The following is a 25,540-nucleotide window of genomic DNA, read 5'->3' as shown; positions in this document are numbered from 1 at the left end:
GACGGCCGGATCAGAACGGGATTTCGTCGTCCATGTCGCTGCCGCCGCCTGCCGGGGCGCCGCCGCCATACCCGCCACCGGACTGACCGCCGCCACCGCCGTAGCTGCCGCGGTCGTCGTATCCGCCACCACCGCCATATCCGCCGCCGCCTTCACCACCGCGGGAATCGAGCAGTGTCAGCTCGCCGCGGTATGGGCGCAGAACGACCTCGGTGGAATAGCGGTCCTGTCCGGACTGGTCCTGCCACTTCCGGGTTTCCAACTGGCCCTCGATATAGACCTTGGAGCCTTTGCGCAGGTATTGCTCGGCGATCCGGGCCAGCGGTTCGGAGAAGATGGCGACCGAATGCCACTCCGTTCGCTCGCGCCGTTCTCCGGTATTGCGGTCCTTCCAGTTCTCGGACGTGGCGATCCGAAGGTTGCACACCTTGCCGCCGTTCTGAAAGGTGCGCACCTCGGGGTCGCGGCCCAGATTGCCCACCAGGATCACCTTGTTCACCGATCCCGCCATGCGCTGCTCCTTTATGCTTGCGAGTGGTCGTCTGTTGCCGATTGGCACCGATTCCGGTCTGGAGCCCGACGCTACACCACCTCCGGCCCGGCAAAAACCGCCTAATTCCTTTGGCGTGGCAAAGCTGCACTGGCGGACACGGCGAGGATGCCTATACTGCCCGCCGAACGGGAGACGGGACAAGGCAGAACCAATGCGCAGGCTGTTCGGTGTGTTTGGTGTCGCGGCCATCGTCGCTGCGAGCGTGACGGTCGGATCCGTCGCGCCCGCATTTGCGGAAACAAAGGTGTCTTCGAAGTCGCGTGCGCGGCTCTTCGCCTCTCAGACGCGGCTTCTCGACAGCCGGGCCTCCAAGCAATACGCGAACTCCGCCCGCTTCCAGCCGCCCACTTCAAAACCCGCCGTAAGCGCGCTTGCGGTCCCCGGATATCACGGCCGGTACCGCGGAGAATTCCTGAGTGTTGCGAAGAGCGCGGCACGCAAGCACGGGGTGCCGGAAGACCTGTTCCTGCGACTGGTTCAACAGGAAAGCAACTGGCGCGTCAGCGCGAAATCTCACAAGGGCGCAATCGGGTTGGCGCAACTCATGCCCGGTACCGCCGCCAAGCTGGGGGTAAACCCCCACGATCCCAAGCAGAACCTCGACGGCGGCGCACGCTATCTCAGGATGATGTATGACCGCTACGGGAACTGGCGTCTCGCACTGGCGGCATATAACGCGGGACCGGCTGCGGTGGACAAGTACGACGGCGTGCCGCCCTACCGCGAAACCAAGAACTACGTGCGCAAGATCTGGGGCAGTTGAGGCCACGGCACTTAACTGATAGAAAAACTAGGGAATTGATCTGAATCAAGGGGGGCGGATCGCTGCGGCGATAGCACGGGTCCAGTTCAACGATTCAGTGTTCAGGACAACCCATGAGACGACAGCCCGCCTTCTGCCCTTGGTCGCCATCCCTTGTCTGTGCAACCGTTGCGATGCTTGGTTCCGGCGTTCAGGCCGCCCCCGCCTTCAGTACGCCCGAAGAGCTTGGCGCGGCGTTGTTCTTCGACGTCAACCTGTCGATGAACCGTACCCAAGCGTGTGCCACGTGCCACGATCCCTCGAAGGGCTTCACAGATCCGCGGGAAACCGAAGCCGGCTTGGCGGTGTCGTTGGGTGACGATGGAACCTCCATCGGGGATCGCAACGCGCCGACGGCCGCTTATGCAATGTTCGCACCGGAGTTTCACTTCGACGCCGAGACCGGGTTCTTCAAGGGCGGTCAGTTCCTCGACGGGCGAGAGCCGGATCTGGAAGGGCAGGCCGGCGGGCCACCGCTCAACCCTATCGAGATGGGCATGCCCGACAAGGCGAGCGTCGTCGCACGACTGCAGGAAAACGCCGAGTACGTACACTCGATGGAGGTGCTTTACGGGGCGGACCTCTTCGACAATGCCGAGGCTGCCTATTCTGCGATGACGCGGGCCATCGCGGCTTTTGAGCGGACTGAGGAATTCGCGCCGTTCGACAGCAAGTACGACCGCTTTCTGCGGGGCGAGTACAAGATGACGGACCAGGAGGAGTTGGGCCGGGTGCTGTTCTTCTCCCAGCAATTCACCAATTGCAACCAGTGCCACCAGCTTGGCCGAAGCGCCATCGACCCACAGGAAACCTTCTCCAACTACGAATACCACAATATCGGCGTGCCGGAGAACGTGGCCTTGCGGGAGAAGAACGGCATGGACCCTGGCTACGTGGACACCGGGCTCCTGCAACACCCGAATGTGGACGACGCGGCCCAGGCCGGCAAGTTCAAGGTGCCGACGCTGCGCAATGTCGCGGTGACCGGCCCCTACATGCACAACGGTGTGTTCGACGACTTGCGCACCGTTGTGCTCTTCTACGACAAGTACAATTCCGTTGCGGAGGCCCGTCAGATCAACCCGGAAACCGGCGAGCCCTGGGGCGTGCCCGAGGTCGACGGGACGCTCTCGATGGAAGAGCTGGAGATAGGCCCGGCGTTGGACGACCAGCGCGTCGACGCAATCGTGGCGTTCCTCGAGACATTGACGGACGCGCGCTATGAGGACCTGCTAGAGGAATGACCGCGCGCCTGCCCTGCGCCGGTGCGAGTGTCGCACTCGAAAGACTGTGATTTCGCATCGGACTGTCCGAATGGCATAAGTCGGAAACGCGTTTCTGACAGGACAGGATGCCATGAAACTCAGATCGATCCTCTTTGCCACGGTTGCGATTGCCGCGGCCGGGGCGCAGGCTCAAACGCACAGCCAACATGCCGCCCCGTATGCGGGCCTCCAAACACGGGCCATCAAGAGCCTGTCGGACGAAGATATTGCCGAGATCCGCGCGGGCGCCGGATGGGGGCTGGCGCTGCCGGCGGAGCTCAACGGGCAACCCGGTCCGGCGCATCTTCTCGAGTTGCAGGACGAGATTGGTCTCAGCCCCGCGCAGGTGGCCGAGATCGAAGCGATTCACCAAGAAATGCAGGCGGAGGCGATTGCCGCCGGGGAGCGCTTGCTTGCCGCTGAGGCGGCGCTGGACGCCGCTTTTGCCTCCGGCACGTTGGAGCCGGAAGCGCTCCGTCTGCTCGTTACCGAAGCAGGAGAAGCCCGCGCCGCGCTGAGGTTTGTCCACCTGTCACGTCACCTCGCAACGCCGAGCCTGTTGAGCGAGGCTCAAATCTCGCGCTACACCGTGTTGCGCGGATATCGTGACGACCCCTGCGCGAGCGTGCCCGACGGGCACGACGCCGAGATGTGGCGCAAGCACAATCACTGCGACTGACGTCAGTCGATGCCCCGGCAGCCGCAACTCACTCGGCGGCGATCTTGATAACGGGCTCCATGCGCGCCAGCATGTCGTCGCTGAGATGGCACTTTATCTGGTGTCCCTCGGCGAGACGCCGGATCGGCGGCACTTCGGATTCACAGATCCCCCCCGGTACCTCGGTCTTCCAGCGACAGCGGGTCTGGAACGGGCAGCCAGACGGAGGATTCATCGCCGAGGGAATGTCGCCCTCGAGCACGATATGCTTCTTTTTCACGCTGGTATCGGCGATAGGTACGGCCGAGAGCAGCGCCTCGGTGTAGGGATGATAGGGCGGCGAAAAGACCTGATCCGTCGTGCCGAGTTCGACGACATGGCCGAGATACATCACCATCACCCGATCCGACAGGTAGCGCACGATTGAAAGATCGTGGGAGATGAAGAGCAGTGTCGTCTTCTCCTCCCGCTGTATTTCCATCAAGAGGTCGGTGACGGCCGCCTGCACCGAGACGTCCAGCGCGGATACCGGCTCGTCAGCCACCACGATCCTGGCGCCCCCGGCAAAGGCCCGCGCGATACCGACACGCTGCTTTTGCCCGCCGGAGAGCTGGCGTGGCATGCGATCGGCGAATGCGCGCGGCAGTTTCACAAGGTCCAGAAGCTCGAGCATGCGTGCACGCCGTTCCGCATCCGTCGCGCCGACACCGAAGATCTCCAATGCGCGCATGATCTGCCGGCCCACCGACATCGACGGATTGAGCGTGTCAAACGGGTTCTGGAACACCATCTGGACGGAGGAAACGAGGTCTGTGCCGCGCTTTTCGATGGGAATCCCCTCGATGTCCGCGTTGTCGAGCCGGATTGCGCCATCGGTTGCAGTCTCCAGCCCCATGAGCACCTTGGCGAAAGTCGACTTGCCACAACCGGATTCGCCGACAATGGCCAGTGTCTCGCCCTCACGCGCCTCGAAGCTCAGGTCTTCGTTGGCCTTGACCACCTTCTTGTGGCCGCTGAAGAGCGCGTTTGCCGCGACCTCGTAGTATTTCTTCAGCCGGTCGATTTTCAGGACCGGTGCTCCGACGGCGGTCGATTCGGTCGTTTCCGCCCGCGCCACCGGCGCGTGCCAGTCGATCTCCTGGAACCGCAGGCATCGGGTGGCGTGACGGTCATTGCCGGGGACGGGGTGCATTCGGATATCCTGCGCGTCGCAGCGACCGGTTTCGAAATAGTCGCAGCGCGGACCGAAATTGCAGCCGGGGGGCCGTTCGTGTGGCAAGGGGAAATTGCCCGGAATGGCGACGAGAGGCCGTGCGTTCTTGTCTGCGCCCGGAAGCGGGATCGAGCGGAAGAGCGCCTGCGTATAGGGGTGTTGCATCTCGTCGAAGACATCCTCAATCGAGCCCGTCTCCACGGCCTCGCCGGAATACATCACGCAAAGCCTGTCGCAGGTTTCCAGCACAAGTCCGAGGTTGTGCGAGATGAACAGCATGGACGTGCCGTATTTCTTCCCCAGATCCTTGACCAGATCCACCACGGCTGCCTCGACGGTCACGTCGAGCGCGGTGGTCGGTTCGTCGAGGATCAGCAGCGAGGGGTTTGCCATCAGCGCCATCGCGATGACGATCCTCTGTTGCTGACCTCCGGAAAGCTGGTGTGGATAGGATTCCAGCATTCGTTTGGGGTCGGGCAGGCGCACGTCCGTCACGACTTCCAGCGCGCGCTCGTAGGCTGCCTTGGCCGAGATCCCTTCGTGGATCATCGGCACTTCCATCAGTTGCTTGCCAATCTTCATCGCCGGGTTCAGGGAGGCCATGGGCTCCTGATAGATCATCGCGATCTCGGAGCCCCTGATGTCGCGCAACTCCTCGGCACTCATTTCCGAGAGATCGCGCCCCTTGAACTTGATCGTCCCGCCAACGATCCGGCCGTTGACGCCGAGATCCTGCATCACCCCAAGCGCCACGGTGGACTTGCCGCAGCCCGACTCGCCCACCAGCCCCATCGCCTCGCCGGGCTGAACCTTGACCGAAAAATCCATCACCGCCGGAATCTCGCGGAGCCGCGTGAAGAAGGAGATCGAGAGCTTTTCGATCTCAAGGATCGGGCCATCATAGTCCCGTTTGGTCATCTCAGCCTCCGTTGGATCGGTCGCTCTGTACGACCAGGGCTCCCGCCGCTCTGTCTCGCCCTTGCGGGCTCACCAAGAGCGTTGGGCCGGGCACGCGCTGCGCGCGTGCCCCCCTGTTCGTCTGATGTCTTCTGTCTTGAAATATCCCGGGGGTCCGGGGGCTGGTCCCCGGTCCGGACGGGATGTCAGCGCCGCAAATGGGATTTCTCGCGCCCACGGTCAATCTTTCAAACTCTCTTCGCGCAGCCCGTCTGCCAGAAGGTTCAATCCCAGAACGAGGCTCATCAGCGCCAGGGCCGGTGCGAGCGCGGGATGCGGGTAGATCGACAAGAGCTTGCGTCCGTCGTTGATGGTCGAGCCCCAGTCTGGGCTTTCCGGAGCGAGGCCGAGGCCGAAGAAGCCTAGGGTTCCCAAAAGGATCGTGGTGTAGCCGATCCGCAGGCAGAAATCGACGATCAATGGCCCGCGGGCATTGGGCAGGATCTCCCAGAGCATGGTGTACCACGGGCCTTCGCCTCGCGTCTGGGCGGCGGCGACATAATCCCGGGTCTTTATGTCCAGCGCGATGCCGCGGACGATCCGGAATACGGTGGGGGCATTTACGAAGACCACCGAGACGAAGACGATCAGGATGTTCGGCGGCACGGAGATGAGTCCGAGAGGGTCCGCGTTCCAGGCGACGCCGAGGTATATCCAGAAACCCAGTACGAGGGTCACGGCAAGGTAGACCGCCCGTTTCGTGGGTTGGGTGAAATACCGCGAGTTCCAAAGCACCACCAGAAAGAGGATTGGAAACAGGAACAGTACGGCGGCCATGTAGGTCGGCAGCCCGGTCTGTACGATCTCGGGCGTCACCAGCAGATAGAACAGCAAGATTACCGGGAAGGCGAGAATGAGGTTGGCAAGGAACGACAGGAACGTGTCGAGTGTTCCGCCGAAATAGGCAGCGGGAAGGCCGAGCGTGATTCCGACCATGAAGGCAAAAAGCGTGGCAACCGGCGCGATCTGCATCACGATTGTGGAGCCGGAGACCATTCGGGAAAACACGTCGCGCGCGAGGTTGTCGCCGCCCAGAAGGTAGTAGCCGAAACCGGCGGTGCCCTCCGGTACCGGCGTGCCGGGCAGTTTGTTCTTCATGCCGGAAACCTGCACCAGCGGATCATGGGTGACGATCATGTCGGCGAAGAGCGCCGTGAAGACCCAGAAGATCACCAGCGCAAAGCCGATCCCGCCGATCATCGTGTCGAAGAGTTGGCCGTAGAGCCCGAGCTTCCGGCGGAAGGCAAAGGAGACGCCGAACATCACGATCATGGCGATCCAGACCGGGATGAACTGGATGAGGATTTGCAGGACGATCGCGCCCCAGGACATCGGTTCCATCGCGGCGCTCCCTATGAAATCCGAATTCGCGGGTTCAGGAACACATAGCCCACATCCGATATGAGTTGCGTGACCAGAACGACGACGACAGCGACGACCGAACAGCCAAGTAGCAACTCGATGTCGTTGTTGGAGGCCGCCTGAACGAGCGTCCAGCCGAAGCCCTTGTAGTTGAAGAGTGTCTCCACGATCACCACGCCGTTCAGCAGCCAGGGGATCTGCAGCATGATGACGGTGAACGGGGCGATCAGCGCGTTCCGGAGCGCGTGTTTCAGTACGATATTGTGGAAACTCACGCCCTTCAGGCGGGCGGTCCGGATGTACTGCGCTGTCATGACCTCGGTCATCGAGGCGCGCGTCATCCGCGCGATATAGCCCATGCCGTAGAGCGCGATTGTCACGACGGGCAAGGTGAAGTTCTCGAAGGTGATCCCATCCATTGCCGAGGTCGCGGTTCCCTTGAACCACTTCAATCCAACGGCGGAGGAGGCGAAGACGGTAATCAGGATCACGCCGGAAACGTATTCCGGTGTCGCGGTCGTCGCGATTGAGATGGTCGACAGCGAGCGGTCGAGCCGGGACCCTTCTCGCATTCCCGCCAGGATCCCCATGATCAGCGCCATGGGCACCATCAACGCCATGACCCAGAACATCAGGATGCCGGTGAGACCCAGGCGCTTACCGATAACCGAGCTGACTTCCTCGCGCAGCACTGTGGACCACCCCCAGTCGCCCTGGAGCACGCCACAGCGTTGCGGGGCGATGTCGGCGGGCACATCGCGGCTGATGCAACGGCCGGAAATTTTGCCATCCGCATCTTCGCGCGTCCATCCCGGGAATACGCCAAGCCATTGCCCGTAACGCGACAGCATGGGATCGGTATACCCGTTCTGCTCGAGCCATGTGGCGACCTGCTCGTCGGTCATCCGAACGTTGCCCTGGGTCTTCGCGAGCTTTTCCAGGTTGGGCTCCAGATTCGTCAGTGCGAAGACGACGAAGGTCAGGCAGAGCGCCGTTAGGATCATGATCCCAATCCGGCGAAGGATGAACAACAGCATGACGTTCCTTGTTGGCGGGTGCGCCGGCTGCGCACCTCGGGCTAACGCGTCGAACCGGGGTCAGCCGTTCCCCATGCCCCGGCGGGCGCCCGGCCGCCAGAAAGGCGGCCGGGGCCGTTCTCAAACTGCCGGTGTCAGCCGGCGAATCCGTATTTGTAGGCGTGTATCTCGTCGGAGATGTGCCGCTCCGCGCCAAGCACGCCTTCGCGGGTGTGCCGATAGACCTTGCGCCAGTAGGGTTGGATTGTGACCCCCTCGTCACGCACGATCTGCTGCAACTTCGCGGAGACTTCGCGCCGCTTCTCGGCATCGGCAATGGACAGGGCTTCCTCCAGCAACGCGTCGAACTCGGCATTGGCGAAACCGAACTCGTTCCATGCCTCGCCGGAGCGGTATGCCAGGGCATAGACCTGCACGCCGAGCGGGCGGCCGTTCCAGTTGGTCGAACTGAACGGGTACTTCGTCCAGTCGTTCCAGAATGTCGATCCGGGCAGAATCGTCCGTTTCACGTTGATCCCGGCATCGCGCAGCTGTGCTGCCACGGCATCGGTGGTGTTCCGGCGCCAGTCGTCGTCGATGGAGAAGATCTCGTGCTCGAAATCGAGCATCCCGGCTTCTTCGAGAAGTGCGATCGCGCCGTCGACGTCACGCTCCACCGGGCCGAGGTCCGCAAACTCCGGGTGAACCGGCGCGACGTGGTCGTTGTTGGCGCTTTCTCCACGATTGGAATAGCCAAGTTCCAGCAGCACCGAATTGTCGACGGCCATCGCCAGCGCCTTGCGCACCCGCGCGTCTTCGTAGGGTTTCTTGCCATCGATTTCGGCCACTTGGTTGGGGCGGATGACGATGGTATGCGCGGTGGTGACCTCGGACCGTACGAAACCGAGATCGGACAGCACGTCGATATACTCGCCGACGGAATCGTAGTTCAGATCGACTTCCTCGGATTCCAGTGCCGCAAGATGTGCCGCGGGATCGGTGCCGTAGTCGATGAATTGCAGGCTGTCGATGTAGGGGCCGCCGTAAACCTCCGTTCCCCACCACTCATGTTCGGTGTTGCGCACGATCGTGCATTGCACGCCAACCTCGTGGCTTTCCATGAGGAAGGGACCGGTGCCGACATTGTCCTTTCCGAGTTCCACGTCGAAGCTTTCGTGCACGATCGCGGCGGGATAGTCGGCCATGCCGGGAACGATGGTGATGTCCGGCTTGGGCAGGTTCAGCTTGACGGTCAGGTCGTCCACGACCTCGACCACACCGTCGGCGAGCATCTTGGTTTCGGCATCCACCAGCGTCGCCATGCGGCTTGCCATGGAGTTTGCCGGAACCTCGGCCTCGCACCAACGCTCGATATTGCGGGCAACGTCGGCGGCCGTGAAATCGTCACCGTTGTTCCACTTCACGCCGGCGCGGACCTTGAGCGTGTAGGTCTTTGCGTCTTCGCTGACTTCCCAGCTCTCGAGCAACATGCCGCGGATCGTGCCGTCGTTGTTGTACTCAACCAGGTATTCCAACGTGCCACGGGCGACGTTGGCAATCTGGGAGAAGTCATAGACGCGCGGATCCTTGATCGGCAGGACTTCCATCTGCATCTTCATGTCGCCGCCTTGGGTGGGCGTCGACTGTGCAACGGCGGGACGTGTTGCGCCGATCAACGCATAGGCGCCTGCGGCTGTAACGCCGAGCGCGGTCGCGCGGGTCATGAATTCGCGCCGGCTCAACAGCCCCTCGCGGTATTCCCGAGCGTACATCCGTGCCGCCGGATGCACCCGGCTGCGGTTGTTGGTGGGATGCGTCATTCTTGTCTCCCTGTGACACATGCATTCGCAACTTTTTGGCCGTCCGGGGCTACGATGAGTGGCGCAGCGCCGTGCACAAACCCTTTTTCGCTCCGTCGTTTAGCCCTGTCGGCCAAGTCATTCGATCACCAGTTCACCCGGCGGGTCAACGGCCGCTTGCGACGGAGATGAGCTGAAAACGACCTCTTCCACGACCAAAAACGACATCCGCCCGGAGATCAACCAGAAATCAGGAAAACCAATACCGCGGTGGTGCGGTGTCTCAGCGCGGATCGGAGCGGCGGTCGCGGCGAAAATCGGTCGGCGTCTGGCCTGTACGGTTGTGGAAAGCGCGCGTGAAATAGGCCGCTGAACGGTATCCCAGAACTTCCGCCACGCGTTTCACCGGCAGCGACGTGTCGAGCAGCAGCCGACGCGCCTCGAAAGTCAACCGGTCGGCAAGGATTTCCGAGGCCGGCCGGCCACAGGTCTTGCGGCAAACACGACTGAGATGGGTCGGCGTTACTCCGAGCGTTTCGGCGTAGTCACCAACCGATTGACCGGTGTAGATCTGCCGTTCAATCGCCTGCGTATAGCGCCGCACGAGCGCCCGGGCGGCGCTGTCCTCGGGGCGGTCCTCGTGGTGTTGTCGCTGACGCGCTATCCAAACCGCCAACAGCCCCCCGTAGTAAGAGAGCGCCTGTTCGCGCAAGGGCCGGTCGCTGTCCGCCTCGCGCTGGACAGCTTCGAGCAAGGCCGTCAGTTCGCCTTGTTGCCGGACGTCACGAACGCGCAGGTGGCAGGGATCGGTCAGTAGAGCGTCGTTTTTCACGTCGCTGAAAAAGATGGCCGTTCCGAACACCTGTCCCGAGATCTCGAACCCGTGCATCGTGCCGGCGGGGATGTAGACGGCATTGTGTGCGCCATAGCCGCGGGTCAACCCGGCGACCGTTATCCTTCCCTGGCCGCGGGTGAACCACAAAAGCAGCGGCGTTCGGTAGCTGCGCATAGCTTCCGTGCGCCAGCGCCCGCCTATCGCGAGCCGCTGGATCGACACCTGCCGGAGAGGTCCGGCCGGAACGGCAACCGGAATGGACATGATGGAACCCTGAGCAGCCCTGGTTCGACCTGCCAATCCTGCCGCGCGCGAAATGGTTAATCAAGCCGCCCGCGCCGGCGACGGCGGGTCGTTGCCAGCCGCACCGTCTCGCTCAATCGTTGGGCGGGCCCACCTGTGTCCAGCGCTTCATTCGGGCACGGAACCAAGTCCGTTGGCGTTTGGCATATTGCCGTGTGGCGATGACCGCGGCTTCCCGGGCATCCTCTAGCGAGAGCGCACCTTGAAGGTGCGAAATCAGTTCGGGTGCGCCGATGGCCCGGGACGACGGAAGCGCGGGATCCCAACCTCTGAGGTTGGCGCGAACCTCGTCCAACGCTCCACGCGCCAACATCTGGTCGAATCGCGCTTCGATCCGAGGGGTCAGCCAGTCCTTTGGCGCGTCGAGGACAAACGCGGTTGTTTCTGCCAGTGGCAATAATGGGGAAGGGGTGTCGTCCTGCCAATCCGCGAGTCCCCGGCCGGTCGTGGCGAGCACCTCCCACGCACGCTGAACGCGGGCTGGATTCGCGGTGTCTATGCGCCCTCGGGTGGTGGGGTCCAGGGCCGCGAGGCGGTCGGCGTGGTCCAATTCGTCAGCTTGCCGGCGAATTTCCGCCGGCACGGGCGGTATCTCTACCAGCCCCTCGGTGAGCGCGGTGAAGTAAAGCCCGGTACCGCCGACGATAATCGGCCTGAGGGGGCCGTCCAGGAGGCCAGCGACCTCGCGCAGCCAATGACCGACCGAGTAGGGCGCGGTCCGCCCCACATGTCCGTAGAGTTCGTGAGGCGCGATCGCTTCGTCTTCCGGTGACGGACGGGCCGTGAGTACGCGCCAGTTTTCATACACCTGCAAGGCATCGGCGTTGACGATTACACCGCCCTGGCCGGCGGCGACCTCCAGCGCGAGCCAGGATTTTCCACTCGCCGTGGGGCCGGCGATCAGAACGGGTCGCTCCCGGTCGATATCGGGGAAATCCCCCACTGCGGCACCCGTCCTCGTGTTACCGGTTGATGCCGGCGCCGTTTTCCGACAGGAAGGCGCCGACCAGATCAGGGGAACCGTGATATGCTGCAAGCTTCCGAGGATCAACCGGCGCCGGCCTACAAGAGGGTTCTCCTGAAGATTTCCGGCGAAGCCCTGATGGGAGATCAAGGCTTCGGTCTGCACCCGCCCACGGTGCAGCGCATCGCGCAGGAGGTGAAGTCGGTCCATGAACTGGGGGTCGAGATCTGCATGGTCATCGGCGGCGGCAACATCTTTCGCGGGCTGCAGGGCAGTGCACAGGGGATGGAGCGGACAACGGCCGACTACATGGGGATGCTCGCCACGGTGATGAACGCGCTCGCGATGCAATCCGCATTGGAAGGTATTGGCGTCTTCACACGGGTAATCTCGGCCATACGGATGGACGAGGTCTGCGAACCCTACATCCGTCGCCGCGCGGTACGCCACCTTGAGAAAGGTCGGGTCTGTATCTTCGCCGCCGGGACAGGAAACCCGTATTTTACCACCGACACGGCCGCGACTCTGCGGGCAAATGAAATGGCTTGCGAGGCGATCTTCAAGGGAACCAAAGTCGACGGTGTCTACGACAAGGACCCGGTAAAACACGACGACGCCGTGCGCTACGAGAACATCACCTTCGACGAGTGTCTCGCCAAGCGGCTGAAGGTGATGGATGCCTCGGCCATCGCGCTGGCCCGCGACAACAACCTGCCGATCATCGTGTTCTCGCTGGATGAACCCGGCGGATTTCGGGGTATTCTCGCGGGGCAGGGGACCTACACGCGCGTGCAGGGTTGAACTGTCGCGGAGATCGCATCAATCCGCCTCGGAATCGTCAGATTGTTTTCGTGATTGCTGCACGATTAACTGTTTTACAACCTGTTGTGCGCGAAATGCCCAAAGGGATCGAAGGCAGACGGTAGGCGCTGGATTGGCCGCTATACATTCGGCTGCCCCGGCGTTAGAACCGTTCCGAACGAACGAGATGCTTGCAAGGGAACAGGCACATGTCAGCCGACTATGAAGACCCGGATATGGACGATCTGAAGCACCGCATGGACGGGGCTCTCCGAGCGCTCAAGAACGAATTCCTGTCGCTCCGCACGGGGCGCGCCTCTGCCTCCATGCTGGACCCGATTCAGGTGGACGCCTATGGGTCGATGACGCCGCTCAATCAGATTGGAACGGTCAATGTCCCGGAACCGCGGATGATCACGTTGAACATCTGGGACAAAACCATGGTCTCCAAAGCGGAGAAGGCCCTCCGCGAAAGCGGGCTGGGCATCAATCCCGTGGTCGACGGCACGATCATTCGGCTACCCATTCCCGAATTGAACGAAGAACGGCGCCGCGAGCTGACGAAGGTGGCCGCGCACTATGCCGAAAGCGCCCGCGTGGCGATCCGCAATGTCCGCCAGGACGGCATGCACCAGCTCAAGAAGGCCAAGTCCGACGGAATGTCTGAGGACGACGAGCGGCTTTGGCACGACGAGATCCAGGAATTGACCGACAAGCATATCAAGCAGGTCGATACCGCGCTGGAAACCAAGCAGGAAGAAATCATGCAGGTTTGACCTGCGCCTCCCCGAAACCAAATTTCAGATCACGAAAGGGGCCATTCATGCCCGCGACCGACGCAAGTTCCAAGGCCCCGGACCATGTGGCCATTATCATGGACGGCAATGGTCGGTGGGCCACGGCGCGCGGCCGCCCGCGGTTGTTCGGTCATCAGGCCGGCGCACGTCGGGTGAGCGAGATCGTGGAGGCCTGCCCGGATCTGGGGGTGCAGTACCTGACGATATTCGCCTTCTCCACCGAGAACTGGAAGCGCACGCAGGCCGAGGTTTCCGGCCTGATGACGCTGTTTCGGCGCTACATTCTCAAGGAGGCGCAGCGACTCCTCGCCAAAGGCGTGCGTGTGCGTTTCATCGGCGACCGGAACCGCCTCGACCCGAAGCTCGTGCAGCTTATGGACGATCTGGAGGCGCTCACGGTAGCCAACGATAACGTCCACCTCACCATTGCCCTCAACTATGGCGGGCGCGACGAGGTGACCCGTGCCACACGGCGTCTGGCGCATGAGGTGGCCGCTGGGCGGATCGACCCGGACGAGGTTGATGCCGAAACCCTCGGTCGGTTCCTCGACACCCATACGCTACCCGATCCGGACCTCGTCATTCGAACGAGCGGTGAAGCGCGAATCTCGAACTTCCTGCTCTGGCAGTCGGCCTATGCCGAGTACGAGTTCGTCGACACGCTCTGGCCGGACTTCAGCGCGGACGCCTTCGCCCGGATCCTCGCCAAGTTCGGCAAACGGGAGCGGCGCTACGGGGCCGTCATTGGCTGACGACGGCGAGACCGGGGGCAAGAAGCCCACGAGATGGGATGACCTGAGCGCCCGGACATGGACCGGGCTGGCAATGGTTCTGGTCGGCGTCGTGGCTATTCGGCTCGGCGGTGTCTGGTTTCAGATGCTGGTGGTTTTCGTAACAGCGGTCATGATCTGGGAACTGGCGCGCATGATCCGCCCGGGTCTCGACGTGGGCGCCATGTTGCTGGCCGCGTTTTCGGCCTCCGTCATCTCCGGATTACTGTCTCAGAAACCAGATTGGCACCTGGCGCTGCTGCTCGTGCCGGCCGCAGTCGGCTCGGCTGCGATGGCGCGCGAGCGATTGACGTTCTTCCTGTTTGCACTCGGTATTACTGTGGCGGGCTGGGGCCTGATCATGGCGCGCGACACCTACGGGGGCACGTGGCTGTTCTGGATGGTGATCTGCGTGGTCGTCACCGATGTCGCGGGGTATTTCGCTGGGCGCCGCTTTGGCGGGCCGAAGTTCTGGCCCCGCATCAGCCCCAAAAAGACGTGGTCCGGCACCATTGCCGGCTGGGTCGGGGCCGCTGCGGTGGGCGCGCTCTTCCTCACGTTCACCAATGCCGGCCGAGACCTGATCTGGATATCCATGATCCTGTCCATGGCGTCGCAGATGGGCGACATTGCCGAAAGCGCGCTGAAGCGACGGCTCGGTGTGAAAGACAGTTCTGCGCTGATCCCGGGCCACGGCGGTCTGTTCGACCGCTTCGACGGGTTGCTGGGCGCTTCGCTCTTCATGCTGCTGCTTGCGTTGATCGTCGACGTGCCGGAGGTGCGGATATGAAGAGAGTTTCGATATTCGGGTCAACGGGGTCGATCGGCGAAAACACCGTGGACCTGATCGCCCGTGCGCCGGAAGAATATCATGTTGTGGCCCTGACGGGCGGGCGCAACGTGGATCGTCTGGCGGAGCAGGCAATCGCGCTGAATGCCGAGCTTGCAGTGACATGTTTTCCGGAGTTGAAACAGCGGCTTGCAGATCGTCTTTCAGGCACCGGGATTGCCGTCGCGGCCGGAGAAGCGGCGCTGTTGGAGGCCGCGGCGCGACCGGCGGACTGGATCATGTCGGCCATCGTCGGAGCGGCCGGGCTTCAGCCCGGGCTTGTGGCGCTGGAGCAAGGAACGACGCTGGCATTGGCCAACAAGGAATCGCTGGTCTGTGCCGGCGCGCTGCTGATGGAGACGGCGCGGACGCACGGGGCGTCCATCCTGCCGGTGGACAGCGAGCACAGTGCCGTCGCACAAGCGCTTGTCGGTGAAGAAATCGCTGACGTCGAACGTGTGATCATCACAGCGTCTGGCGGCGCGTTCCGGGACTGGCCGCTGGAGCGGTTGCCCGATGCGACGCCAGAACAAGCGAGCAGCCACCCGAATTGGGATATGGGGCAGCGGATCACCGTTGATTCCGCGTCCATGTTCAATAAGGCGTTGGAAGTTATTGAAACACGAGAGTATTTCGGTTTTTCCCCGGCGCAGATCGAGGTGCTGGTGCATCCGCAGTCGCTGGTTCACGCGCTGGTCGGTTTCAACGATGGCGCACTGATGGCGCATGTCGGTCCACCGGATATGCGACACGCCATCGGGTACGCGCTGCACTATCCTGAGCGGCGGCGCTTGCCGGTAGAGCGTCTGGACCTGGCGAAGATTGGCCAGTTGGATTTTCGCGCGCCCTGTGAGCGGCGCTGGCCCGCGTTGCGACTGGCGCGGGAGGTCATGGGGCGTGGCGGCCTTTCCGGCGCCGCCTTCAACGCCGCGAAGGAGCAGGCGCTCGACGCGTTCCTTGCGCGACAGATCCGTTTCACCGATATGGCGGCGGTCGTGGAGGAGGTTTTGAACGCGATGGATGGCGATGGTGCCCTGAAATGTGACCGGATGCGCCTTGATCATGTCATGGAAACCGACCATCTGGCACGGAAGTGCGCGGCAGAGGCCGTGTTGAAAATCGGAACGGATGCCTGAAGCCTGATGGATATTGCCTCGCTGATTCCCCAGTTCGGGGGCGCCCTATGGACCCTCGCCGCCTTTGTCGTCGCGCTCAGCGTCATCGTGTTTGTGCATGAATACGGTCACTACATCGTCGGGCGCTGGTCCGGTATCCGCGCGGAGGTGTTCTCCATCGGGTTCGGTCCGGTTCTCTTTTCCCGTACGGACAAACACGGCACCCAGTGGCAGGTGGCGGCACTTCCTTTTGGCGGCTTCGTGAAGTTTCTCGGGGATGCCTCGGCCGCAAGCGACAAGGCGTCCGACACATACGACGAACTCGACGACGAAACGAAGCGGCACACGATGCATGGAGCACCGCTCTGGGCGCGGGCGGCGACTGTGGCGGCTGGCCCGGTGTTCAATTTCATCCTGTCCGCCCTCGTCTTCGCGGCAATCCTGCTATGGCAGGGGACCCCGAAGGAGCCCGTGGAGGTTGGGGCACTGAAGCCCATGCCGGCAGAGGTGCAGGCACTGATGGCAGGCGACCGCATCCTCGCTGTTGGCGGGACAGAAACCCCGGACTACCAGAGCTTCTTCGACGTGATCGGCGACATGCCTGTGAGCGATACTGTCGCGTATCAGATTGAGCGTGACGGGCAACAAAGCGCCGTGACTGGCCCGTATCCCTTCCCGCCGCTGGTCGAAGGACTACAGGCCGGGTCCGCGGCGATGGACGCGGGGATCGAGAAGGGCGATCTGATTACCGCGATCGACGGCGAACCGGTCACTGCGTTCAAGCAATTGCAGGATGTGGTGGGCAGTTCCGAAGGTCGTGCACTTGCCGTCGACATATGGCGTGACGGTGAAACGCTTGAATTCGTTCTTGCGCCCCGGCGCGTGGACCTGCCGGACAACGATGGCGGGTTTGAAACTCGCTGGCTGATCGGCATGACCGGCGGGTTGATGTTCACGCCAGCCACGCAGACACCGGGACCGCTGGAAGCACTTCAATACGGCGCGGATCAGACCCTGTTCATCGTCCAAAGCTCGCTTTCGGGGCTATGGCACATGGTCACTGGAGCGATCTCCTCCTGCAATCTGCGCGGCCCCATCGGCATCGCCGAAACTAGCGGCGCCGCGGCCAGCCAGGGAGTGGAAAGCTTCATCTGGTTCATCGCCGTTCTCAGCACTGCGGTTGGCCTGTTGAACCTCTTTCCGATTCCGGTTCTGGACGGCGGACACCTGGTGTTCCACGCGTTCGAGGCGATCGCTGGCCGCCCGCCGAGCGACCGCGCGCTGCGGATACTGATGGGCATGGGGCTGGCCCTGATGCTGAGCCTCATGGCCTTTGCGCTGACCAACGACCTGTTCTGCCCGTGACCGTGCTGGCAGGTGGTCGCGACCGTTGAGATTTGACCACGGTGACGCCCCAATCTGGTCACAATCGCTGCCTATTCTGACTGCAAGTCACCCCTGACGGGATTAGCACGCAGGATGGAACAATGCAGACAATGAACGCCGGATACCAAAGCTTGAGCCTTCTGTTTCGTCTGAATTCGGATCGTTTGCTTTACGTGGCGACGATTGTCGGTGCGCTTCTTTGTGCAACCGCGCTGGCGAGCGCCCTGGGCTGACATTCCAGACGATTTTACAAAAACTTCCCTCGTGGGGCGGTGCGAAAGCGCCGCCCTTTGTCATTTTGACAAGACAGCCGATCATCGCTAGCAAAGGCGTAACGAATTTCAACATAGGCCGGGGGACGTCGGCATGAGCAAACAAGGGACGGGCGGCAGGAGCAGGCGCGCCCGGCGGAGCGGTAAGAGCGGTCTCGCGGTCGTCAGGAAATCCATCGTCGTCGGCTTGTTACCTGTAATGGCGGGAGTTTTCCCGATGCCGGTCGGGGCGCAGGACTACCGCTTCACCAATGTCGACATTCAGGGAAACCAACGGGTCGACCCGGCAACCATCGTCACCTACGCGGGAATCGGCGCCGGCGAGGCCGTCAGTGCGGCACAGCTCAACGACGCATATCAGAATATCGCCGGAACTGGGCTCTTCGAGAAAGTCGAACTGGTACCTTCGGGCAACACTCTCGTCATCAAGGTGACGGAATTCCCGACGATCAACGTCGTCGCCTTCGAGGGTAATCGGCGCCTCAACGACGAGGCCTTGTCTGGTATTGTTCAGTCCCAGTCCCGCCGGGTTTACTCGCCCTCCACGGCAGAGGCCGATGCGGCGGCGATTGCCGAGGCGTACCGGCAGAGCGGCCGACTGGCCGCGACGGTTTCCCCGAAGATCATTCGCCGCTCTGACAACCGGGTCGATCTGGTATTTGAGATCGCCGAAGGCCGGGTGAGCGAGGTTGAGCGGTTGTCCTTCGTGGGGAACCGCGCGTATTCCGATGGGCGCTTGCGGCGGGTACTTGCGACCAAACAGGCCGGGTCGTTCCGCCAGTTGATTCAGCGCGACACGTTCGTTGACGACCGCATCGAGTTCGACAAGCAGTTGCTGACGGATTTCTACCGGTCGCGCGGTTTCATCGATTTCCAGGTTCTTAGCGTTACCTCGGAACTCGACCGGAACCGCAAGGGCTTCCTGTTGCAGTTCAACGTCCGGGAAGGGCAACGCTACCGCATCGGACAGGTGAGCGTCAGTTCGCAAGTTGCCGGGATCGACATCGACCAGTATCTGAAAGCTACGCGCATGCGGTCCGGCGCGGTCTATTCCCCGGTGCCGATCGACACCGATATCGCACGCCTTGAGCGCCTGGCCGTCGATCAGAGCCTGAACTTCATTCGCGTCGAACCGCGGTTGCGGCGCAATGACCGGGACCTGACCATCGATGTGGAATACGTGATCAGCCGCGGCCCGCGTGTCTTCGTGGAACGTATCGACATCGAGGGCAACACGAACACGCTGGACCGGGTAATCCGGCGCCAGTTCAAGACCGTGGAGGGCGACCCGTTCAATCCGCGTGAAGTGCGCGAGGGGGCGGAACGTATCCGTGCGCTCGGGTTTTTCGCCGAGGCCGAGGTGCGCCCGCGCGAGGGGACAAGCCCCGATCAGGTCGTGATCGACGTCGACGTTGAGGAAAAGCCAACCGGATCGCTCGGTTTCGGTGTCGCCTACTCGACCAACTCCGGTCTGGGGCTCAACTTCTCGTTCAACGAGGCGAACTTCCTGGGGCGCGGTCAGTCGCTTGGGTTCGACATCGGTTTCACGGATTCGTCGCAGGTGTTCGGGTTCAACTTCATCGAACCGGCATTCCTTGGGCGTGACGTCACATTCGGATTGAGCGCCTACTATCGGGAGACAGAACAGGACAACGCCGACTACGATACCGACCTTGGGCGCTTCCGGCCGAGCTTCAGCTTCCCGATCAGCGAGCGCACACGTCTGGGCCTGCGCGTTGCCTACGATTACGGGCGTGTCCACAACGTGGACGAGGGACGGGCGGATGATCCGGACACACCGGACGAGAACGAATTCGAAAGCGGTTCGTCCTTCATCCTGCAGGAAGAAGAGGATTTGGGCGGCCTGAGCAGCTTTTCGGCCGGTTACTCGCTTACCTACAGCAGCATGGACACGGGCCTCGATCCGACCGCGGGCGTCGCTTTCCGTTTCGGACAGGATTTCGGCTACCGCGACGACGGTGCAAGCTATATCTCCACCGACGCGATGCTGCGTGCGCGCAAGGCGATCTGGAACGAAGAGGTCAACCTTCGGGCCGAGATCGAGGGGGGCGGAGTGGTGTTCTCCGGCGGCGACAGCCGGATCATCGAACGCTACAGCCTTTCCAACAAGATCCGTGGTTTCGAACCGAATGGTGTGGGGCCACGGGACCGCAAGGTGGAAAACGAAGACGTCCTTGGCGGCAACTACTTCGCTGTGGCGCGGCTTGAGGCGGACTTCCCCCTCGGCCTGCCGGAAGAATACGGGATCCTCGGTGGTGTCTTCTGGGATATCGGCACCGTTTGGGGGCTCGATAACACCGGCGGTGGTCCCAACGGCGATAACGAAGTTGACGACGAGCTCTACTGGCGCTCGGCGGCTGGTGTCTCGATCTTCTGGGAAACGCCGCTTGGCCCGCTTCGGTTCAACTTCTCGCGTCCTGTGATGAAGAAGGTCTACGACGAAGAGCAGAACTTCGAGTTCACCGTTTCCACGCGTTTCTGACCATGTGCGTCGGTGCCCTGTTCCGCAGAATGTGGGCGCCGGCGGCCGTCTCATGCGTTGTCGCCGTTTCGGCCGCGATCCTGCCGGCGCCTGTACTCGCGCAGCAGGTTCGGTCCGTGGCTCAAGCAGATGTTCTGACACTTGATCAGGAGCGCCTGTTCACCGGGTCACTGTACGGAAAACGCATTTTGGCGGAACTCGACGCCATCTCCAGGGAGCTGGCCGAGCGAAATCGCGAGATTTCGGCACTTCTCATTACCGAAGAGCAGGCGCTGACAGAAAAGCGCCAAACCCTGGACGCGGAAACCTTCCGGCCGCTCGCGGACGCTTTCGACACCAAGGTCATCCGTCTCCGCGAAGAGCAGGATGCGCGGATCGTCGCGTTGCAGAGGCGCCGGGATCAGGAGCGTCGGGAGTTCACGCAACGCGTATTGCCCGTGCTCTCAGACCTGGCCATCGAGACCGGGGCAGTCGCGATTCTGGACGAACGCGCGGTGATTCTCTCCGCTGACCGGATCGACATCACCGACAGGGCAATCACGCGGGTTAACGAGTTGCTTGGGGACGGCGGCGACCTGAGCAGGTCCGGTGACGCCGTTCCACTGGAGGAGACGGAGGAGGCTGCGCCGCAAGCTCCTGCCAGTCTGGCTCCGGAGACGTTTCAGGATGATCCCGACGCGGCCCCAGGGAGCCCCATGCCAGCGATTGAAACGCCGACCGAGCCGTAGTCCTCTCACAAGTTCAAATCGAACTGACGATCGCGACACATTGTTGCGCGTGGCGCCCTTCGCGTGTGTGCACAGTGACCACCACTTGCAAGGCAATGGGCCAGCGGCCTCGCTTGCCGTGCCGGGGGTTGCCGTGTAGGAGCTTGCCAATGGCGGGCGCAGCCGCGACCCGACACGACAACGGCAAGGCACAGAATTCATGACCGAAGAACAGAGCCCGCTGCTGCAGGCGGACCACGAGACGATCCAGAAGATTCTGCCCCATCGCTATCCCTTCCTGATGATCGACGCCGTGCGCGACATCGACCCGGGAAAGAGCGGCGTCGGGATCAAGAACGTGACCTTCAATGAACCGCATTTCCAGGGGCATTTCCCCGGGCACCCGGTTATGCCGGGCGTCTTGGTGATCGAGGCGATGGCGCAGACCGGGGCCGTTCTGATCGGTGTGTCGCGCGGAATCGAAAAAGAGCTGCTGATCTATTTCACCACGGTAGACAAGGCAAAGTTCCGTCGTCCGGTCGTGCCGGGAGATGTGCTGGAATTGCACATCACAGTGAAACGTGCGGGGACCAGGATCGGCAAGTTCGAAGGGCGCGCGCTGGTGAACGGCGAATTGGCCGCCGAGGCGGAGTTTTCGGCCATGGTGCAATTGCCGAAAGAGGCGGAAGCGGAGGGCTGAGCCCATGACGATCGATAAGACGGCGCGCATTCATCCCACCGCGGTGATCGAGGAGGGCGCCGAGATCGGGGCCGGTGTTTCCGTAGGTCCGTTCGCTGTTATTGGTGCGGAGGTTTCGCTGGCCCGCGCTGTGGAGATCAAGTCCCATGTCGTTCTGACGGGCAGGACCGAGATTGGCGAGGAGACCGTTGTCTTTCCATTCTCGGTGATCGGGGAGATTCCGCAGGATCTGAAGTACCACGGCGAGGACACGCGGCTGGTGATCGGTGCGCGCAACCGTATCCGGGAGCACGTGACGATCAACCCGGGCACCGAGGGTGGCGGCGGCATTACGAGCATTGGCGACGATTGCCTGCTGATGGCGGGTGTTCACGTGGCGCATGATTGCCGCGTGGGAGACCGGGTGATCCTCGTGAATAACGTGGGCCTGGCCGGTCACGTGCAGATCGACGATGATGTCATCATTGGCGGCATCTCCGGGGTTCATCAGTGGGTGAGGATCGGGAAGGGCGCGATCATCGGCGGGCTGTCAAAGGTCGAGAAGGACGTGATCCCCTACGGCATGGTACAGGGAGAAGCCGGAGCCCTGGTGGGGCTGAATCTTATCGGGTTGAAGCGTGCCGGACTTGACCGCGCGGACATCGCCGTGCTGCGCAACGCCTACCGGTCGCTTGCCACAGGCACGGGGACATTTCGCGAGCGGGCGGAGGCCCTGGGGGCGGAAAGCGACAGCGATTATGTTCAGGCGATTGTCGATTTCATCCGGAGCGACAGTGACCGCAGCTTCCTGACGCCGGAGTAGGGCCCATGGGCGGCGCGACGGATACCCCGCCGCTGGCGCTGATTGCCGGACGAGGGCGGCTGCCCGAGTTGCTGGCTGAACGACTGCGGGCCAGCGGGCGTGACGTGATTTACTGTGCGTACCACGATGCGCCGCCTGGAACAGTGGCGCCAGATCTGGCGTTTCGCCTGGAAACCCTGGGTACGCTGCTCAAACAGCTTCAGAAACGCGGGGCGCGCGACGTCTGTTTCGCCGGCGGTGTGCGGCGGCCGAAGCTGGAGCCGCGCGCGCTGGATCTGGCAACAGCGCCACTTGTACCGCGGTTGATGGCGGCGCTCGGCAAAGGGGACGACGGCGCGCTGCGCGTGGTGCTGGAGTTGTTCGAAGCGCGCGGCATGGCAGTGCGCGGGGCACATGAGCTTCTGCCCGATCTGTTGCCTGCACCGGGCGTTCTGGGGCGTTTCCAGCCGGAGGAGGCGGATCGCAAGGATGCCGAACGCGGCGCGGAGATCGTGGTTGCACTGGGCTCGGCGGATGTGGGGCAGGCCTGTGTCGTGTCGCGCCGGCAGGCGCTGTCGGTCGAAGCGATGCCGGGCACCGACTGGATGCTCGAGACATTGGCAACCAATCGCGCGGGACTGCCGGAGGGCGGGTTACTCTACAAGGGGCCGAAGCCGCGCCAGGACCGGCGTGTGGATCTACCGGCTATCGGGCAGGGCACGATCCGGAACGCGGCAAGGGCGGGGTTGCGCGGGGTGGTGATCGAGGCTGGCGGCGTCATGGTCCTGGACCGTGAAGAGGTTGTGCGCGAGGCGGATGCGGCCGGACTCTTCCTGTGGGTGCGTCCACGGGAGGCGGTGTGATGCGGCTCTTCCTGGTGGCGGGTGAACCCTCCGGCGACAAACTTGGCGCGGCGCTGATGGCAGGGTTGAAAACGCTGCTGGGGGAGGTCGAGTTCCACGGTATCGGTGGGCCGCTGATGGAGGCGGAGGGCATGGAAAGCCTGTTCCCCATGTCGGAGCTTTCGCTTGCCGGGCTGGCGGAGATCCTGCCGAAGTATTTCGAACTGAAGCGTCGGTTGGAAGAGACGGTGGATGAGGCGGTGCGGATCGCACCGGATGCGCTCATCACGATAGACTCGCCGGAGTTCAGCCTGAGATTGGCCAATCGCGTGCGGCAACAGCGGCCGGAGCAGCATACCGTGCACTACGTCGCGCCGACTGTTTGGGCCTGGCGGCCGAAGCGGGCGGCGAAAATGGCGCCCGATATCGACCAGGTCCTCGCGCTGCTTCCCTTCGAACCACCCTACATGGAGGCCGCGGGGATGCGCTGCGACTTCGTGGGGCATCCGGTGGTCGCCGAGCAACAGGCCGGTCAGGATGAGGCCGCGGCGTTTCGGAGGGCGCATGGAATCGCGCCCGATGTGCCGCTCGTCCTGGCGTTGCCGGGGTCACGGAGGGGGGAGATCACGAAGCTGGGGCCGGTGTTCGCGCAGACGCTGCGGCAGGTGCTGGCGGCGCGTCCTGAGGTCCGAATCGTTGTACCCACAGTGCCGACGCGGGCGGAGCTGATGGCCGAGACGCTGGCGGACTGGCCGGGCGCGCCGATCCTGCTTGATCCGCGCGGGCGGGACGACGCGGTTGTGGCGGCGGAGAAACGCGCGGCTTTCGCGGCCGCTGACGCAGCGCTGGCAGCCTCCGGTACCGTCTCGCTCGAACTGGCGGCGGCCGATACTCCAATGGTGATCGGCTACGATGGCGCGTGGTTGAGCCGCATCTACGTGACCCGATTGTTGCTGGTGGACACGGTGACGCTCGTCAACCTTGTATCGGAGACGCGCGCTGTGCCCGAGTTTCTGGGAAAAAACTGCCGGGCGGAGGCGATGGCGCCGGCGCTGCTGGATGTGCTGGATAGCGGCGGGGAACAACACGCAGCGATGCGCTTGACGATGGAACGCCTGGGGCGCGGGCAGGAGTCGCCGGGGCTTCGGGCGGCACGGGCGGTTCTGGACGGGATGCCGGTCTGACGCGACGGGTCCGTGGTCAACCGCCGAGGCCGAACTGGCGGCGGTGCTTGGGAACGAACAGCGCGCGGCCCTTGATCAGGCGCGTCGGTATCGGCCCCTGCACCCCGGCGGGCGGCAAGTAGCTCGCGCCCATCTGCGGGCCTAGCGGCAGCAGGATCGGCGGATTCCTCCACGGGGTGTAGGGTGGCGTCCGGTCGAGCTGTCGACCGGCGAGCATTGAACGGATCGCCCGCTCCAGCCAAGGGACCTGCCGGGTCGTCGCGACAATGGTCATTGCATCGCCCAGATCGACCGCATCACCAGCCGCCAGCACGTTCGGCAGCGCCGAAGGGCGCATCCAGCGGTCTGCCACTACCCGCCCATCGGCGCCGATGCGCGCGTCGGGTAGCGGTGTGAGCAAATCTGTCCGGGGGCAGGCGCCGGTGGCCGGGAATACGAGATCGGCGCGTATGGTTTCGCCGTTGTCCAGCGATACGATTTCCGAGAAGGGCGCGGTTTTTGTCGGTAGCGCCGTGACGCGGCGACCAAGCTGCAGGGTTACGCCGAGCACGCTCAGCTGGCGTTCCATCTCCGCCCCCAGACGGGGCGGATAGGTGGGCAGCAGCGAGGCAGTATCCGATACAAGCGTTACCTCGCAGGCGGGCCTTGCTGCCTTGATCTCACCTGCAAGTTCGATGCCGACCGCCCCGGCGCCGATGATGGCGACGGAACGCGCGTTCATCACTGCAGCATGCGACGCGGCGTTCGCCTGCCTGAGTGTATCAACGTCGCCGCCGTTGGGTTTGAACGGCGCGGCATAGCCCGAGCCTGTCGCCACGACGATGATGTCTGCCATGAGCCTGCGGCCATCCGCGAGCGTCACCCCGTCGGAGTCTATGGCAGTCGCGCGCTCCCGTATGACACGGCCGCGGGTCAACAGATTGTCGTAGGGCAGCAGAGCGCGGTCGAGCAACTCGGGCTGTACCACAGCGCGGATCATGGCTGCGGCATGGACGAAGGCAGCGCGTGGTTCTACGAGCGTAATGTCGGCTACAGGGTCGAGCCTGCGTGCCAGTTCAGCGCCAATGTAGCCGCCGCCGACAATCACGATATTTCGGTTCATTGACCCGGCTCCCGTTGCGTTCCT

24 protein-coding genes are annotated in these 25,540 nt (G+C 63.0%); 16 read left to right on the top strand and 8 right to left on the bottom strand.

What is annotated here, in order from left to right:
- Positions 1–10 precede the first annotated feature (10 nt).
- A complete protein-coding gene (gene ssb, locus ARC39_RS19930) occupies positions 11–511 on the bottom strand; it encodes a single-stranded DNA-binding protein (protein ID WP_068116918.1) in 501 nt (166 codons plus the stop codon).
- Between the two features lie 193 nt (positions 512–704).
- Here ssb and ARC39_RS19925 point away from each other — a divergent pair, with 193 nt between their 5' ends.
- The 3 genes from ARC39_RS19925 to ARC39_RS19915 all read left to right on the top strand — a co-directional run bounded on the left by ARC39_RS19925 (position 705) and on the right by ARC39_RS19915 (position 3,299).
- Entirely contained in the window at positions 705–1,316 is a 612-nt protein-coding gene (locus ARC39_RS19925) for a lytic transglycosylase domain-containing protein (protein WP_068116916.1), read from the top strand.
- 113 nt (positions 1,317–1,429) lie between these two features.
- Positions 1,430–2,599: a cytochrome-c peroxidase gene (locus tag ARC39_RS19920; protein WP_068116914.1), complete on the top strand. Its 1,170-nt coding sequence runs from the start codon at positions 1,430–1,432 to the stop codon at positions 2,597–2,599.
- A 112-nt stretch (positions 2,600–2,711) separates the two neighbouring features.
- Complete coding sequence (locus tag ARC39_RS19915; RefSeq protein WP_068116913.1) at positions 2,712–3,299, top strand: hypothetical protein; 588 nt, start codon at positions 2,712–2,714, stop codon at positions 3,297–3,299.
- A gap of 28 nt (positions 3,300–3,327) precedes the next feature.
- Here the strand turns inward: ARC39_RS19915 and ARC39_RS19910 are convergent, their stop codons facing one another.
- From ARC39_RS19910 to miaA, 6 genes are all read right to left on the bottom strand, one after another.
- Positions 3,328–5,409 (bottom strand): dipeptide ABC transporter ATP-binding protein, encoded by a 2,082-nt coding sequence (locus ARC39_RS19910; protein ID WP_068116912.1) that lies wholly within the window; start codon positions 5,407–5,409, stop codon positions 3,328–3,330.
- A 219-nt stretch (positions 5,410–5,628) separates the two neighbouring features.
- The gene (locus ARC39_RS19905; RefSeq protein ID WP_068116911.1) at positions 5,629–6,789 is read right to left on the bottom strand and encodes an ABC transporter permease; all 1,161 of its coding nucleotides are present in this window, start codon (positions 6,787–6,789) and stop codon (positions 5,629–5,631) included.
- Between the two features lie 11 nt (positions 6,790–6,800).
- On the bottom strand, positions 6,801–7,847 hold the full coding sequence (locus ARC39_RS19900) for an ABC transporter permease (RefSeq protein ID WP_068116910.1): 1,047 nt from the start codon (positions 7,845–7,847) through the stop codon (positions 6,801–6,803).
- Between the two features lie 134 nt (positions 7,848–7,981).
- Entirely contained in the window at positions 7,982–9,646 is a 1,665-nt protein-coding gene (locus ARC39_RS19895) for an ABC transporter substrate-binding protein (RefSeq protein WP_068116909.1), read from the bottom strand.
- Positions 9,647–9,908: 262 nt separating this feature from the next.
- The gene (locus ARC39_RS19890; RefSeq protein ID WP_068116907.1) at positions 9,909–10,724 is read right to left on the bottom strand and encodes an AraC family transcriptional regulator; all 816 of its coding nucleotides are present in this window, start codon (positions 10,722–10,724) and stop codon (positions 9,909–9,911) included.
- A gap of 112 nt (positions 10,725–10,836) precedes the next feature.
- The gene (gene miaA, locus ARC39_RS19885; RefSeq protein WP_068116905.1) at positions 10,837–11,706 is read right to left on the bottom strand and encodes a tRNA (adenosine(37)-N6)-dimethylallyltransferase MiaA; all 870 of its coding nucleotides are present in this window, start codon (positions 11,704–11,706) and stop codon (positions 10,837–10,839) included.
- A gap of 84 nt (positions 11,707–11,790) precedes the next feature.
- On the opposite strand from miaA, the gene pyrH reads away from it, so the two are divergent.
- The 13 genes from pyrH to lpxB all read left to right on the top strand — a co-directional run bounded on the left by pyrH (position 11,791) and on the right by lpxB (position 24,414).
- A complete protein-coding gene (gene pyrH / locus ARC39_RS19880) occupies positions 11,791–12,528 on the top strand; it encodes a UMP kinase (protein ID WP_068116903.1) in 738 nt (245 codons plus the stop codon).
- Between the two features lie 209 nt (positions 12,529–12,737).
- Positions 12,738–13,304, top strand: coding sequence for a ribosome recycling factor (gene frr, locus ARC39_RS19875; RefSeq protein ID WP_068116901.1), 567 nt, complete (start codon positions 12,738–12,740; stop codon positions 13,302–13,304).
- A gap of 47 nt (positions 13,305–13,351) precedes the next feature.
- The gene (gene uppS, locus ARC39_RS19870) at positions 13,352–14,077 is read left to right on the top strand and encodes a polyprenyl diphosphate synthase (RefSeq protein WP_068116899.1); all 726 of its coding nucleotides are present in this window, start codon (positions 13,352–13,354) and stop codon (positions 14,075–14,077) included.
- Positions 14,070–14,885, top strand: coding sequence for a phosphatidate cytidylyltransferase (locus ARC39_RS19865; RefSeq protein WP_268874354.1), 816 nt, complete (start codon positions 14,070–14,072; stop codon positions 14,883–14,885). The genes uppS and ARC39_RS19865 overlap by 8 nt, the downstream gene beginning before the upstream one ends.
- Entirely contained in the window at positions 14,882–16,060 is a 1,179-nt protein-coding gene (gene dxr / locus ARC39_RS19860; RefSeq protein WP_068116898.1) for a 1-deoxy-D-xylulose-5-phosphate reductoisomerase, read from the top strand. Before ARC39_RS19865 ends, dxr begins: the two co-directional genes overlap by 4 nt.
- 6 nt (positions 16,061–16,066) lie before the next feature.
- Positions 16,067–17,404 (top strand): RIP metalloprotease RseP, encoded by a 1,338-nt coding sequence (rseP, locus tag ARC39_RS19855; protein ID WP_068116897.1) that lies wholly within the window; start codon positions 16,067–16,069, stop codon positions 17,402–17,404.
- A gap of 122 nt (positions 17,405–17,526) precedes the next feature.
- Complete coding sequence (locus ARC39_RS26435) at positions 17,527–17,658, top strand: hypothetical protein (protein WP_268874353.1); 132 nt, start codon at positions 17,527–17,529, stop codon at positions 17,656–17,658.
- 133 nt (positions 17,659–17,791) lie between these two features.
- On the top strand, positions 17,792–20,200 hold the full coding sequence (gene bamA, locus ARC39_RS19850; RefSeq protein ID WP_078059371.1) for an outer membrane protein assembly factor BamA: 2,409 nt from the start codon (positions 17,792–17,794) through the stop codon (positions 20,198–20,200).
- A 116-nt stretch (positions 20,201–20,316) separates the two neighbouring features.
- Positions 20,317–20,928, top strand: coding sequence for an OmpH/Skp family outer membrane protein (locus tag ARC39_RS19845; RefSeq protein WP_161470995.1), 612 nt, complete (start codon positions 20,317–20,319; stop codon positions 20,926–20,928).
- Between the two features lie 199 nt (positions 20,929–21,127).
- Positions 21,128–21,607 (top strand): 3-hydroxyacyl-ACP dehydratase FabZ, encoded by a 480-nt coding sequence (gene fabZ / locus ARC39_RS19840; protein ID WP_068116887.1) that lies wholly within the window; start codon positions 21,128–21,130, stop codon positions 21,605–21,607.
- A gap of 4 nt (positions 21,608–21,611) precedes the next feature.
- Positions 21,612–22,409 carry an acyl-ACP--UDP-N-acetylglucosamine O-acyltransferase gene (gene lpxA, locus ARC39_RS19835; protein WP_068116885.1) on the top strand — a complete coding sequence of 266 codons (798 nt, stop codon included), beginning with the start codon at positions 21,612–21,614 and terminating at the stop codon, positions 22,407–22,409.
- Positions 22,410–22,414: 5 nt separating this feature from the next.
- Entirely contained in the window at positions 22,415–23,251 is an 837-nt protein-coding gene (locus ARC39_RS19830; RefSeq protein ID WP_068116880.1) for an LpxI family protein, read from the top strand.
- On the top strand, positions 23,251–24,414 hold the full coding sequence (gene lpxB / locus ARC39_RS19825; RefSeq protein ID WP_068116878.1) for a lipid-A-disaccharide synthase: 1,164 nt from the start codon (positions 23,251–23,253) through the stop codon (positions 24,412–24,414). Before ARC39_RS19830 ends, lpxB begins: the two co-directional genes overlap by 1 nt.
- Positions 24,415–24,430: 16 nt before the next feature.
- On the opposite strand, the gene ARC39_RS19820 is transcribed toward lpxB, so the two are convergent.
- Complete coding sequence (locus ARC39_RS19820; RefSeq protein WP_068116876.1) at positions 24,431–25,516, bottom strand: NAD(P)/FAD-dependent oxidoreductase; 1,086 nt, start codon at positions 25,514–25,516, stop codon at positions 24,431–24,433.
- Positions 25,517–25,540 lie beyond the last annotated feature (24 nt).

This window comes from Tropicimonas marinistellae, from assembly GCF_001509585.1.
GTDB classification, from domain to species: Bacteria; Pseudomonadota; Alphaproteobacteria; order Rhodobacterales; family Rhodobacteraceae; genus Tropicimonas; species Tropicimonas marinistellae.
This window is presented reverse-complemented; position numbering and strand designations above follow the sequence as displayed.

Bases quoted from the DNA above. Each gene is read 5' to 3' on its own strand.
- ssb (WP_068116918.1), bottom strand. From the start codon at position 511: ATGGCGGGATCGGTGAACAAGGTGATCCTGGTGGGCAATCTGGGCCGC.
- ARC39_RS19925 (WP_068116916.1), top strand. From the start codon at position 705: ATGCGCAGGCTGTTCGGTGTGTTTGGTGTCGCGGCCATCGTCGCTGCG.
- ARC39_RS19920 (WP_068116914.1), top strand. From the start codon at position 1,430: ATGAGACGACAGCCCGCCTTCTGCCCTTGGTCGCCATCCCTTGTCTGT.
- ARC39_RS19915 (WP_068116913.1), top strand. From the start codon at position 2,712: ATGAAACTCAGATCGATCCTCTTTGCCACGGTTGCGATTGCCGCGGCC.
- ARC39_RS19910 (WP_068116912.1), bottom strand. From the start codon at position 5,409: ATGACCAAACGGGACTATGATGGCCCGATCCTTGAGATCGAAAAGCTC.
- ARC39_RS19905 (WP_068116911.1), bottom strand. From the start codon at position 6,789: ATGGAACCGATGTCCTGGGGCGCGATCGTCCTGCAAATCCTCATCCAG.
- ARC39_RS19900 (WP_068116910.1), bottom strand. From the start codon at position 7,847: ATGCTGTTGTTCATCCTTCGCCGGATTGGGATCATGATCCTAACGGCG.
- ARC39_RS19895 (WP_068116909.1), bottom strand. From the start codon at position 9,646: ATGACGCATCCCACCAACAACCGCAGCCGGGTGCATCCGGCGGCACGG.
- ARC39_RS19890 (WP_068116907.1), bottom strand. From the start codon at position 10,724: ATGTCCATTCCGGTTGCCGTTCCGGCCGGACCTCTCCGGCAGGTGTCG.
- pyrH (WP_068116903.1), top strand. From the start codon at position 11,791: ATGCTGCAAGCTTCCGAGGATCAACCGGCGCCGGCCTACAAGAGGGTT.
- frr (WP_068116901.1), top strand. From the start codon at position 12,738: ATGTCAGCCGACTATGAAGACCCGGATATGGACGATCTGAAGCACCGC.
- uppS (WP_068116899.1), top strand. From the start codon at position 13,352: ATGCCCGCGACCGACGCAAGTTCCAAGGCCCCGGACCATGTGGCCATT.
- dxr (WP_068116898.1), top strand. From the start codon at position 14,882: ATGAAGAGAGTTTCGATATTCGGGTCAACGGGGTCGATCGGCGAAAAC.
- rseP (WP_068116897.1), top strand. From the start codon at position 16,067: ATGGATATTGCCTCGCTGATTCCCCAGTTCGGGGGCGCCCTATGGACC.
- ARC39_RS26435 (WP_268874353.1), top strand. From the start codon at position 17,527: ATGCAGACAATGAACGCCGGATACCAAAGCTTGAGCCTTCTGTTTCGT.
- bamA (WP_078059371.1), top strand. From the start codon at position 17,792: ATGAGCAAACAAGGGACGGGCGGCAGGAGCAGGCGCGCCCGGCGGAGC.
- fabZ (WP_068116887.1), top strand. From the start codon at position 21,128: ATGACCGAAGAACAGAGCCCGCTGCTGCAGGCGGACCACGAGACGATC.
- lpxA (WP_068116885.1), top strand. From the start codon at position 21,612: ATGACGATCGATAAGACGGCGCGCATTCATCCCACCGCGGTGATCGAG.
- ARC39_RS19830 (WP_068116880.1), top strand. From the start codon at position 22,415: ATGGGCGGCGCGACGGATACCCCGCCGCTGGCGCTGATTGCCGGACGA.
- lpxB (WP_068116878.1), top strand. From the start codon at position 23,251: ATGCGGCTCTTCCTGGTGGCGGGTGAACCCTCCGGCGACAAACTTGGC.
- ARC39_RS19820 (WP_068116876.1), bottom strand. From the start codon at position 25,516: ATGAACCGAAATATCGTGATTGTCGGCGGCGGCTACATTGGCGCTGAA.